Annotated in this window: 10 protein-coding genes; 5 read left to right on the top strand and 5 right to left on the bottom strand. The window is 58.5% G+C overall.

The window, feature by feature from the left end:
• Window positions 1–42 precede the first annotated feature (42 nt).
• Complete coding sequence (locus tag CU103_RS09365; RefSeq protein ID WP_106663633.1) at window positions 43–1,434, bottom strand: LLM class flavin-dependent oxidoreductase; 1,392 nt, start codon at window positions 1,432–1,434, stop codon at window positions 43–45.
• Window positions 1,435–1,449: 15 nt separating this feature from the next.
• Window positions 1,450–2,688: an SfnB family sulfur acquisition oxidoreductase gene (locus CU103_RS09360; protein WP_106663632.1), complete on the bottom strand. Its 1,239-nt coding sequence runs from the start codon at window positions 2,686–2,688 to the stop codon at window positions 1,450–1,452.
• A 356-nt stretch (window positions 2,689–3,044) separates the two neighbouring features.
• Here CU103_RS09360 and CU103_RS09355 point away from each other — a divergent pair, with 356 nt between their 5' ends.
• Genes CU103_RS09355 through CU103_RS09335 form a run of 5 tightly spaced genes read left to right on the top strand, consistent with a single transcriptional unit; the run spans window position 3,045 to window position 8,881 of the window.
• Window positions 3,045–4,058, top strand: a complete 1,014-nt coding sequence (locus CU103_RS09355; protein ID WP_106663631.1) for a sugar ABC transporter substrate-binding protein — start codon at window positions 3,045–3,047, stop codon at window positions 4,056–4,058.
• A gap of 25 nt (window positions 4,059–4,083) precedes the next feature.
• Window positions 4,084–5,631, top strand: coding sequence for a sugar ABC transporter ATP-binding protein (locus tag CU103_RS09350; protein WP_106663630.1), 1,548 nt, complete (start codon window positions 4,084–4,086; stop codon window positions 5,629–5,631).
• Window positions 5,621–6,643, top strand: a complete 1,023-nt coding sequence (locus tag CU103_RS09345) for an ABC transporter permease (RefSeq protein ID WP_106663629.1) — start codon at window positions 5,621–5,623, stop codon at window positions 6,641–6,643. Before CU103_RS09350 ends, CU103_RS09345 begins: the two co-directional genes overlap by 11 nt.
• Before the next feature lies 1 nt (window position 6,644).
• A complete protein-coding gene (locus tag CU103_RS09340; RefSeq protein WP_106663628.1) occupies window positions 6,645–7,646 on the top strand; it encodes an ABC transporter permease in 1,002 nt (333 codons plus the stop codon).
• A gap of 23 nt (window positions 7,647–7,669) precedes the next feature.
• Window positions 7,670–8,881: an acyl-CoA dehydrogenase family protein gene (locus CU103_RS09335; RefSeq protein ID WP_106663627.1), complete on the top strand. Its 1,212-nt coding sequence runs from the start codon at window positions 7,670–7,672 to the stop codon at window positions 8,879–8,881.
• Here CU103_RS09335 and CU103_RS09330 read toward each other — a convergent pair.
• From CU103_RS09330 to CU103_RS09320, 3 genes are read right to left on the bottom strand one after another with little or no spacing between them, the layout of a single operon-like run.
• A complete protein-coding gene (locus CU103_RS09330) occupies window positions 8,865–10,283 on the bottom strand; it encodes an FAD/NAD(P)-binding protein (RefSeq protein WP_170117007.1) in 1,419 nt (472 codons plus the stop codon). The two genes, CU103_RS09335 and CU103_RS09330, sit on opposite strands and share 17 nt — an antisense overlap.
• On the bottom strand, window positions 10,280–11,455 hold the full coding sequence (gene ssuD, locus CU103_RS09325) for an FMNH2-dependent alkanesulfonate monooxygenase (protein WP_106663625.1): 1,176 nt from the start codon (window positions 11,453–11,455) through the stop codon (window positions 10,280–10,282). The genes CU103_RS09330 and ssuD overlap by 4 nt, the downstream gene beginning before the upstream one ends.
• A gap of 18 nt (window positions 11,456–11,473) precedes the next feature.
• Window positions 11,474–12,223, bottom strand: a complete 750-nt coding sequence (locus CU103_RS09320; RefSeq protein WP_106663624.1) for an ABC transporter ATP-binding protein — start codon at window positions 12,221–12,223, stop codon at window positions 11,474–11,476.
• Between the last annotated feature and the right edge of the window lie 2 nt (window positions 12,224–12,225).

Genomic DNA, 12,225 nt, shown 5'->3' with positions numbered 1-12,225 from the left:
GGCAATCCGGGGCCGATGTCGCGCACAGCCCCGGCAAGCTTTCTATGCGGCCACTTGAGATCCATGATCCCGGAGATTCCGGTAATTGGCACCGGGATGAGGTGCTTGCAGACGCGGGCCGGCACCGAACAGCTTTTCGCGCAAAGTGCCGCTGCGATAGTCATTCTTGTAGACGCCGCGCTTCTGCAACTCCGGTACCAGCAAATTGACCACATCCTCGAACGTTTCCGGTGTCACCGCATAGGCTAGATTGAAGCCATCGACATCGGTATCCTCGATCCATTCCTGCAGGAGATCGGCGACCGTTGAAGGCGAGCCGACGAAGACCGGCCCGAACCCGCCAATGCCAACCCAATCGGCCATTTCGCGTACCGTCCACGCCTTGTCTGGATCAACGGTGGTGAATGTCTCGACAGCCGACTGCACGGCGTCTGTATAGCGGTGGCGTAACGTTTCATCCGGAGCAAACTGGCCGAAATCAATACCCGTCCAACCCGAAATCAGGGCAAGGGCTCCTTCATAGGAGACATATTTGCGGTATTCATCGAACTTTGCCTTCGCCTCGGCGTCGGTCTCGCCAAGGATAACCGTCTGCAGATTGAAGGTCAGAATATCGCGCGGGTTGCGTCCAGCCTCCGCTGCTGCCTGGCGCACATTGGCCACATATTTCTTCAAGACCGACTTTGATGGAGCGGCGACAAAGACGCATTCAGCGTTTTGCCCGGCGAAATCCTTACCACGCTTGGAAGCACCTGCCTGATAGAGCACCGGCGTGCGCTGCGGCGAGGGCTCACATAGGTGGATGCCAGGCACGCTGAAATATTTGCCTTCATGGTGGATTTCGTGGACCTTGGCCGGATCGGTGAAAATGCCGCTCACGCGGTCGCGTTGAACCGCACCGTCTTCCCAGCTGCCCTCCCAGAGCTTGTAGCAGACCTGCAAGTATTCCTCGGCGACATCATAGCGATCGTCATGCCGGGCCTGATTGCTCTGGCCGATATTACGTGCTCCGCTTTCAAGGTAGGAGGTGACGATGTTCCAGCCGGCTCGCCCCCTGGTCAGGTGATCGAGTGTCGAAAGCCGCCGGGCGAACGTGTACGGATGCTCGAATGAGAGCGAAGCCGTGAGACCGAAGCCAAGATGCTCGGTCGCATAGGCCATGGCCGGAACCAGCTGCAGCGGGTCATTGACCGGCACCTGGGTCGAGTGACGAATGGCGGCGTCCTTGCTCCCGTTGAGGACGTCATAGATGCCGAGGACATCCGCTATGAACAGGCCGTCAAATTTGCCGCGTTCGAGCGTCTTGGCGAGGTTCACCCAGTAGTCAAGATCTTTATAGGTCCATGCCTGATCGCGCGGGTGACGCCACAGTCCCGGCGATTGATGGCCAACACAATTCATGTCGAAGGCGTTGAGGCGGATTTCTCTGGTCATGCTACATGGCTCCGGTCAAAGGGCACCGTGGCGGGGCGGTGCCACATCATTCAAAAGGTAATTGCCGACCACGTGGTACTTCCAGCGAACAGGATCATGCAGCGTATGGGTGCGGGCATTGCGCCAGTGGCGGTCGAGGTTGAGGTTGGTATGGGTGGAACTGGTGCCGGCCAGTTCGAACAGGACATTCGTTGCCTGCAAGGCGGCTTCGGTCGTCAGCACCTTGGCACCCGCAACGGAGAGCGAAGCGGCAATGACATTCTCCTCACTGGGATCGGCCTTTGCGGTGTCAACGAGGTCGCCTGAGCGTGCGAGTAGTGCTGTTGCGGCATCGATGCGGATGGCGAGATCGCCGATCCTGCCGATGGTGTGGGGGTCTTCGGAGGCGCGCTCGACGCCGCTGTCCATCCAGGGGCGTGATTTGGTGCGGACAAAATCTATTGTCTCTTTAAGAGCAGCGCGGGCAATACCAAGATCGACACCAGCATGGATGATCTGGCCGACCGAACCAATAGTCGATGGGCGGTCAAAACCCTTGTGGTGCTGAACCACAGCGTGCGCTTCAACAATCACATCGGCGATGATAGTGGTCCCACTGCCGGTAGTGCGTTGTCCAAATCCAGACCAGTCATCGACAAGCGTCAGACCCGGCGTGTCACGCGGCACAAATGACATTGTAATACGCTCTTCGTGGTCATTGGCGAAAATCACGACCCAATCGGCAAAGAGCACACCGGTGGAGTAGAACTTGCGGCCATTGATGCGATAGCGTGAGCCGTCCGGCACAATACGTGTGTTATAGTGGGCAACGGTCTTGGTGCCTTTTTCTGAAAGTGCATTGCCGAAGCGGTCGCCCTGAAGCGCGCGGTCAAAGAAGAAAGCCTGCTGGTCCCGAGTTCCATCAATACGCAAGGCTTCGAGAATATAGAAATGGTTCTGCGGGATTTGCCCGATCGACGCGTCGGCTTCGGAAAGGATTGCCGTCACCTCTGCCAGCGTCGCAGCCTTCACGTCAATACCACCGAATTCCCTTGGAACCGTGATGGCAAGCAGGCCCGATTGCGACAGGGCTTCGAGTTCCGCATGGGGCAATTGGCGCTCGCGATCCCGTGCGGAAGCGCCTTTGACAAACTCTTCTGCCAGCCGCTTCGCCGTCTCGATCGCCCCTCGATCGTTCGCGATCCGATGCGCCTGTTGCGTGGTAACGGGCGGTTCATTGCCCGGTTCAACTGGCTGAATGGAGGCACTCGTCATAGGTTTTTCTCTTGGTGTCTCGATTGGGTATCGGATGAGGAAAGCGCGTGGGAGAGTCTTCTTTGATCGGATAGAAGTTGGAAGAAATTAATTTCTATAAATCGGGCAGATTGCGCAAAAGGCGAGGGGGTCAGCCGAACAAGATGCTCGCGATATTCCGTAAACGGCGGTCGAATCTTCGAGGTCGCGTGCTTTGCCGGGAATGTCCTTGTGAAACGCGCGGCAAAATGAGGACCGTTTTTCCCCCGACCCTGCAGCAGAGGAAAGTTTAATCTCGATTAAACGAGTAGAGTAACTACCCTGAGTGCGGATTTCGGGCATCGGAGTGACGATGCAACAGCTGTCAGGAGAGAATAATGGGTGAGAATAGGGGAATTGGCAGGCGCAATTTGCTAAAGGCAAGTCTGGCCGCGGGCGCTACATTTGCCGCCGCCAACGCGGGATTGCTGGCAGCCACTGCAAATGCGGCGGCGGAAGAGGAAATCCCTTCGCTCAAGGGCAAGCGCGTTGCCATCAGCGCCACAGGCACCGACCATCATTTCGACCTGACCGCCTACAATGCCCAGATCGATGAAGTGAAGAAGCTGGGCGGCGAGGCGATTGCTGTTGATGCCCAGCGCAACGATACCAAGCTGGTTTCGCAGTTGCAGACATTGATCGCGCAGAAGCCTGATGCCTTGGTGCAGTTGCTTGGAACGCTCACCGTCGTCGATCCATGGCTGAAGCGGGCAAAGGACGCGAAAATTCCGGTCTTCACAATCGATGTCGGGACGCCCAATTCGATCAACAACACCACATCCGACAACTGGCGCATCGGTTCAGATCTCGCGCTTCAGCTCGTCTCCGACATTGGCGGTGCAGGCAATATTGTCGTGTTCAACGGCTTTTATGGTGTGGTGCCTTGTGCCATCCGCTATGATCAGTTGAAGGCGGTGATCAAATATTATCCCGATGTGAAAATCATCGAACCCGAATTGCGTGACGTGATCCCGAACACGGTTCAGGACGCATTCAGCCAGATCACTGCAATCCTCAACAAATATCCGGAAAAGGGATCGATCAAGGCGATCTGGTCTGCCTGGGACGTGCCTCAGCTCGGCGCGACACAAGCACTCGTGGCGGCCGGACGCACCGAGATCACCACCTATGGCGTCGACGGCAGCCCGGAAGTCCTGCAGTTGTTAAGGGATCCGAATTCGCCTGCTGCCGGTAACGCGGCCCAGCAGCCGGAAGAGATCGGTCGCACCGCAATCCGCAACGTGGCCCGCTATCTGGCTGGGCAGAAGTTGCCACGGGAGACCTATATTCCGGCGTTGATCGCCAACAAGAAGAACATCGAGGAAGTCACCAAGACCTTGAGGCTCGGTTGACGGTAAAACGGGCAGGGACAGGCGCATGAGTTCCGCGACGGAGACTGGAAATCTGGCTTTGGCCCTGCGGCAGTTAGTGAAGCATTTCAATGGAGTGCAGGCTTTATCTGGCGCAACGCTCGAGGTGGAACGCGGAACAGTTCACGGCTTGATCGGGCAGAATGGTGCTGGAAAGTCCACACTCATCAAGATTCTTGCCGGTCTCTATCAGCCGGATGAGGGGACGATCGAGATCGACGGTGTCACGCATGAACGGCTGACGGCCCATGATGTGGAGAAGCTTGGTATTCACTTCATTCATCAGGACCGTCTGCTGGTACCGAGCTTTACTGTGGGCGAGGCGCTGTTTCTCGGACGCGAACCGCGGCTTGCCGGTCTGCCGTTCCTCGACCGGCGGGCTATCCGCAGACAGGCGGAAAAGATCCTCGACAAGTATTTCGGCCTGAAGCTTCCGGCCAATGCGCTCATCAGTGAATTGACAACTGCGCAAAAGCAGATCGTACAGATTACCCGCGCATTGCTCGACAAGCCATCCATTCTGGTCTTTGACGAACCAACCGCAGCTTTGGTACGGCGCGAGGCGGATATCCTGTTTGACCTGATCCGGCGGCTGCGCGCGGATGGCATCACCATCATTTATATCTCGCACTATCTCAATGAAATCGAGGCGCTGTGCGACCGCGCAACGATCCTGCGCAATGGCAAGGACGTTTCGACCGTCGATCCGCGCACAACGTCGGCGGCAAAGATCGCCTCGCTGATGGTCGCGCGCGACATTGAAGAGATGTTCCCGAAAACTGCTGCCACGATCGGCAAGCCGGCCCTCACCACCAACGCGCTGACCAAGGCGGGTAAATTCCGCAATGTCTCATTGAACATGCGGGAAGGGGAGATCGTCGGTTTGACCGGTCTTCTCGGGTCGGGTGCCAAGGATCTGGTGCGGGTTCTTTTCGGCCTGGAAGCAGCGGATTCAGGGGAGATCGTCATTGAGGGCGAAAACGGCCGCCCGCGCTCCCCGGCGGCGGCCGTGGCACGGCGTCTGGCGCTGGTGCCGGAAGACCGGCGCGGCGATGGTGTGGCGCTGGGGTTGAGCGTCGCTGAAAACACCACGCTCGCCAGCCTCAAACGCTTCACGCGGTTCGGCTTTCTGCAGAGCAACCGGGAACATAGCGAGGTCGACCGGCTGATCGAACAGCTTGCGATCAAGACGAATGGGCGATTTGCGCCGGTACGAACGCTAAGCGGCGGCAACCAGCAGAAAGTAGCTTTGGCCAAATGGCTTAGCCGGCAGTCGAGCCTTTATATTCTCGATGAGCCCACGGTTGGCGTCGATATCGGCTCCAAGGTTGAAATCTATAATCTGATCGGCAAGCTGGCCGAACGGGGTGCTGCAATCCTCGTCCTTTCCAGTGATTTGCCTGAACTGGTCGGTATAACCGATCGTATCCTCGTTCTTTATCGCGGTGTCGTAACCCGCGAATTCATATCGTCGGAAACGACGCCGGATGCCATTCTCGCCGAAGCAACGGGCGCACTTGATCTACGTTCCGGGGAACATCGCAATGTCGTCTGATATCGATACCTTACCCGCCTATGGCTCTGGGGGCGACACGACAAAGGGCATCGGCCGGTGGCTTGCCGGATTTGCCTTGCGTGGCGGTTCTCTGCTCGCCTTTGCCGCGGTCCTGACTTTCTTCTCGGTCAGCGCACCGTTCTTTTTCACCCTCGGCAACATCGGCAACGTGCTTGGCCAGTCAGCTATCCTTGGTGTCCTCGCCATTGGCCTGACCATTGTCATCATTGGCGGGGGCTCCAACGTCGTCAAAGGCGGCATTGACCTTTCGCTCGCAGCCAATCTGGGGCTGAGCGCAGCCGTCTACGCCACACTGATTTCAGCAGGCTATGGCGATAGCGTGGCCATTCCGGGCGCGTTGGCGACGGGTGTTTTGATCGGTATTGTCAATGCGATCGCGGTTGTTGTGTTCGGCATCGTTCCGCTGCTGGCGACATTGGCTGTGATGAACGTGGTTGCTGGCTTGGAACTGGTCCTGACGCAAAATACGGTGGTTTCAGCCTCGACGGACTTCCTGTCGGTGCTGTCTTCCTATGGCCCTTTCGATATTCCGGTCTTGGCCTATGTGCTCGTGATCTTTACGGTTCTCGCCGGAGCGGTCGTGCAGTTCACGCCGTTGGGGTTGCGGCTCTATGCGGTCGGCGAATTTCCGGAGGCGGCGCGGGCGGCTGGGCTGCCGGTCAGGCGCATCGTTGCCGGCAGTTATATTGCCAGTGGCCTCTGCGGTGGTCTCGCGGGGATCCTGTCCGTCGCCTATCTCAGCGGCTCGACCACGGGAGCCGGTGAAATGCTGCTGCCGGTGGTGGTCACCGCTTTGCTTAGTGTCGTCTTCTCGCGCCGTCTGGTGCCGACGATTGGTGGAACTTTGCTCTCGACACTGTTGGTGGGGTTTCTCACCAATGGGTTCCAGCTTCTCAACATTTCGAGCACGCTTGTCAGCGGCATTCAGGGAGTTCTCATTCTCCTGGTTGTGGCAGCCACATCGCTGCAGCATGGCAAGGGAGCAGTCTGAGATGAGCACCGTTGCCAACCCCGCAATCAAAGACAGGTTCACTCCGAAGTCCTTCGGCGAGGGCGTGGTCCGCTATGCCGTGATCATCGCGCTTGCCGGGGTCTTTGCCTTCTTCTCCTTTGCCACATCGACCTTTCTGACCTCGGCCAACCTTGCCAGCATTCTGGTCAATAATTTTACCCTTCTCGCTATCATCGCTGTCGCCATGACCTTTGCCGTGTCGGCGGGTGGTATTGATCTGTCAGTCGGGACTGCGGTGGATTTCGCCAGTTTTGCCTTTGTGTCGCTAGTCCTTTCCGGACATTCTGTCGGTCTGGCTGTCATTGCCGCGCTCGCGAGCGGCGCAATTGTCGGGCTTGTCAATGCGCTGCTGATTGCCGGTGTCGGCATCACCCCCTTTCTCGCGACGCTTGGCACATTGTTTATTGGCCGTAGCGCCCAGCAATTGCTGACCAACGGCGGCAATCCTGTCTATCTGCCGCAAACAGGTATCCCGCCGCTCTTTGGGTTCATTGGCCATGGCCATATCCTCGGTATTCCCGTACCCCTCGTCATCGTCGGATTGCTGATCATTGCGGCATCGACATTGCTGTTCAGCACGCGCTTTGGCCGGGTCGTCCTGGCTATAGGCGTGCAGCAAAGCGTGGCGCGCTATTCTGGTCTGCGCATTTCCGGTCACATCGGTCTCGTCTACGTGATCAGCGGGTTTGTTGCAGCGCTTGCCGGGATCATCCTGACTTCGACCGTTTCGGTCTATATCCCTAACTCCGGCAATGCCTTCATGCTGAATGCCATCGGCGCGACCTTCATCGGCACGACACTCAGCCGCGAGGGTCGGCCGAATGTGCCGGGTACGGTGCTCGGCGTTCTGCTGCTCAGCATCGTCGCCAATGGCCTGCTTCTGACCGGTCTCAGCTTCTACTGGCAGCAGGTAGGCACCGGTCTTCTCATTTTCATCGTCCTTGCCGCGAGCTTTCTCAACCGGAGCAGCCGCAGCGACTGATCCTCCTCTTGGAAAGGTGTCCCATGTCCGATCGTTCGTCCTTGAAACTCATCCATCCGGCTCCGGCCACCTATGCAGACTTTGCTGCCCGCGCCATCGCCATCGCGACGGAACTGGCCAGAACCGGCGCGGAGCGTGACCGAGAGGCTGGCGTGCCCAAGGCGGAAATCGACGCGTTGCGGCAGGCAGGACTGCTGACGGCATTGCATCCCAAAGAAATCGGTGGCGGTGGCCTCAACTGGGCGGAGGGCTTGCGACTGGTGCGCATCATTTCGCGTGGCGAAAGCTCCATCGGCCAGCTGCTCGGCTATCACTACGTCAACGCCTATGTGCCGTATATCGCCGCCGACGAAGCAACCGCTCATACGCTCGGGGTGGAAACTGTTGAACAGGGCCACTACTGGGGGGCGGTGGTCAATCCGCGCGATGCCGGGCTGACGCTTACCCGTGCGGAAGGCGGATACCGCCTCAATGGCCGCAAGACCTTCAGCACCGCCGCACGGATTTCCGATCGTATCAATGTCATTGCACTGCTGGACAACGAGGTTGCCAGTCTGGTGCTGCCGACCGATCGGGACGGCTATTTTCCGGCGGATGACTGGGACAATATTGGCCAGAGGCTCTCCGATAGCGGCAGTGTGGAATTCCGTGATTATATCGTGACGGAAGCGGATTTCCTGGTGCCGCTGGCCGCACCCGATGCGCCGCTGCCGCCTCTTGCCACGTTCAACACACCGCTGATCCAGCTGGTTTTTGTCAATTTTTACCTTGGCACGGCGGAAGGCGCGCTGGCACAGGCTCTGGACTATGTTCGCACGACCACCAAGCCGTGGGAGACGTCCGGTGTGAGCCGCGCCGCAGACGATCCTTATATCCTCGAACGGTTTGGCGAATTTTCTGCGACGTTGAAGGCTTCCGTCGCCCTTGCTGAGAATGCCACGCTTTCGGTGCAAGCAGCCCTGGCCAAGGGTCATTCCGTCACGGCACAAGAGCGCGGTGAGGCAGCAATCGAGGCCTATCACGCCAAGGTGCATGCGACGCATGTCGCGTTGGAAATCACTGCACGCATTTTCGAATTGATGGGCGCGCGGGCTACGGCTGCGCGTTACGGCTTCGACCGCTTCTGGCGCAATGTCCGCACCCATACGCTGCATGACCCTGTGTTCTACAAGGCGCGGGAGGTGGGAAATTTTGTGCTGAACGGCGAAATACCGACAGTCAGCCTCTACAGCTGAGCGGTTTTACGTCGTGCAAGAGTGCTTCAAGGGCTCTTTCTTTTACACGTTCAGCAATGAATTCGGCGTAACGGGTGACTTCCGGCACGCCCATCAATTCACCGAAGGTACCACGTGCCAGCGGTCCGCCGATAAAGAGATTGCGGGCGATCTCGCCTTTGTTGCCAATTGCCTGACCACTCTTCGCCGTATGAAGGCCGAGCCCGATAGGGTCAGACGCGAGCAGGCCTTGATCGAACAGCGACCGGACCACCGGATTGCTTTGAGCAATTGTTGCGTGAGCAGGACCAGTGGTGATGACAATGGCATCGAAGCCCGCCTTTTCAAGGCTCTGTTTGTACCGACGTCGATATGAGACGTTGAATCGCCTGCTCGTTTCGTGCGCTGAATGGAGTGAAGCTGCGATAATCTGAAGTGTGCCTTCACGCAAGCGGCGATCGAGGACATCCTCCACTTGTGGGGCGATGCGAAAGCGGTGGACATCCCAAAGCCCCCTCAAATGCCGAACCAGCCGGCGTCGTTCGTGCGATGGCAATGCAGCCCAGATGGCCGGTGCCTGATCGCGCAGGGCATCAAGAACGGGATGCCAGGCCAAGCCCTGGTTTTGCGCCTCTTTCAATACATGCCTTACGGATATCAGCAAGCTGGATGCGGTTTCGTCATTGCCGAAGCTTCCGAATGGCTCAGCGACTTGTGCGGCGTGCCCACGAGAGCGGTAACCGTGACGTGAGAGAGCGACGATGTCACCGCGATGCCCGCTTCTGTCGAGAGAGGCGATCACGTCGGCAGCGGTAAGGCCTGTCCCGATGACAAGAACCGCATGATCCTGTTCGATCTTGAGTAGCGTATCCTCGGCATAGGGGTCGGCAATAAAGCGAGGCGAGCCAATCAAGGGTCGCAAGGCACCAGGTACGGAGGGGAGCGGATGGCTGGTGGCGATGACAACAATGTCGGCGTCCACATTCCCTTCGCCAGTCAGGACAATCGAATAGCGCTCGCCGACAGGTCTGATGCTCAGTGCTGTTGCACGCTCGTGCCGAATACGGCCCGTCTCGAGGAAAGGTTCGACATGGTTGTGAACATAGCGACCGAATACCGAACGCTGCGGGAATTCATCGCCCTTCGCCGTCCTCGCCAGGACATCCCCGACACTCGCCGCGTCCTTGGCCAGCCACCGGGTAAAATGTTCTGGCTCCGCAGAGATCATCGTCATCTTGGCGGCGGGCACATTAATCCGGTGGGCAAGATCCTTGCTTGAATAGGCCAAACCACCGCCCGGCCGCTCCCTCGGTTCAATGACGACAATCTCGATATCGCGGCGCTGTGTCTGTGCCGCCAGATGATAGGCAATGGCGGTTCCGGAAAAACCGCCGCCGATGATCGCAACGACGACTGCTGTCACGATTGGCTTGCCCTCAAGCTTGCCGGGCGATGGTCCCCGGCGACAGTTTCGCCAAAGGGTCCCATATTGACTGACGTCGGGCTCGATCGAATTTCATGGTCGAGCGGCAAATTTGGAAGCACCAGCTCACCGAAACGATAGGCCTCTTCCAGATGAGGGTAACCGGAGAGGATAAAGGTGTCGATGCCAATCCGGCGATACTCGTCCATGCGTTCTGCCACCGTTGCCGGATCACCAACAAGAGCAGTTCCCGCGCCGCCCCGAACCAGCCCGACACCGGCCCAGAGATTGGGGCTGACTTCGAGCTGATCGCGGCGACCGCCATGTAGCTGGCTCATGCGCGACTGGCCGACCGAGTCCATGCGGGCAAAGACTTTCTGCGCCGCGGCGATGGTGTCATCGTCAAGCTTGCTGATCAATTTGTCGGCCGCGGCCCAAGCCTCTTCATTGGTCTCACGCACGATAACATGCAGGCGGATGCCGAAGCTGACCTTGCGCCCGGCGTTCTCAGCCAGAGCATTGACGCTATTGATCTTTTCCGCCACTGCCGCAGGCGGTTCACCCCAGGTCAGGTACTTGTCGATCTGTTCAGCGGCAACAGCGTTGGCCGCTTCGGATGAGCCGCCAAAATAGAGGGGCGGGTGCGGTGTCTGATGCGGGGGGAAGAGCAGCCGCCCGTCCTCGATTTTGAAATGCTTTCCCGTGAATTCCACCGTTTCGCCACGCAGCACAGCTTTGTAGATATCGAGGAATTCGCGCGTTACCTCATAGCGTTCATCATGTGAGAGGAAGATGCCGTCACCCTTGTTCTCGACCGGATCACCGCCGGTGACGACATTGATCAGCAATCGCCCCTCGGAAATGCGGTCGAGGGTCGCTGTCATGCGCGCCGCCAGCGTCGGCGATTGCAGACCGGGACGCACGGCGACCAGAAAACGCAATTGCTCGGTCAGTGGTGCGAGTGCCGAGGCGACGACCCAGCTGTCCTCACAGCTGCGACCAGTCGGTAACAGCACACCATAGTAACCGAGTGTATCGGCCGCTTGTGCCACTTGCTTAAGATAGGGAAGGTCAACGGCTCTGCCTCCCTCCGAGGTCCCGAGGTAACGGCTGTCGCCATGCGTAGGTAGAAACCAGAGAACCTTGATTTTGTCTGAAACAGCGATGGTCATCGTCAATCCTATGGGGCTTCAGGAAGCAATCTTGTGCAAGGCGAGGGTAGAGTTGAGCGAGCGAAGGACGTCACGTTTTACGGCCTCGAACTCGGGTGAAGTACGGTCGCGCCGGCGCGGCAAGGTAATGTCAAATGCCTGGGCGATGCGGCCGGGATGCGGACGCATGACCGCAACGCGATCGGCGAGAAACAGTGCTTCTTCAATGTCATGGGTGACAAGCACGAGGGTTGGCCGGCTCTCGTTCCAGAGATCCAGCAGATGATCCTGCAATTCGGCGCGGGTGAAGGCATCAAGCGCCGAGAAGGGTTCGTCCAGCAGCAGCACGCGCGGACGGGTGACCAGTGCTCGGGCAAGCGCTGCGCGTTGGGCCTGACCGCCTGACAGCTCCTTGGGCCAGCGCGCGCCGTAACGGGAAAGCCCGACCTTCTCGAGTGCTTCGCCGATCCGCTGTGCTTTTCGCGTCGTATCCGGTTCATCGAGGCCAAAGCCGACATTACCGGCGACACTCAGCCAGGGAAGGAGACGCGGTTCCTGAAAGACCAAGCCGATATAGGGATGCGGCTCGCTGATCGTCACGCCATCGACGCTGACTGTCCCTGTTGTGGCGCGGTCGAGTCCGGAAATAAGCCGCAGCAGCGTACTCTTGCCGCAGCCCGAGCCGCCCACCACCGCAAGAATCTCACCATCCTCAACGTTGAGCGTCACGTTTTCGAGTGCCCGTGCGCCATTCTGATAAATCTTGCCGATGGCGTTGACCTGAAGCATTT

The organism is Phyllobacterium sophorae (assembly GCF_003010965.1).
In the GTDB taxonomy this organism is placed as follows: domain Bacteria; phylum Pseudomonadota; class Alphaproteobacteria; order Rhizobiales; family Rhizobiaceae; genus Phyllobacterium; species Phyllobacterium sophorae.
This window is presented reverse-complemented; position numbering and strand designations above follow the sequence as displayed.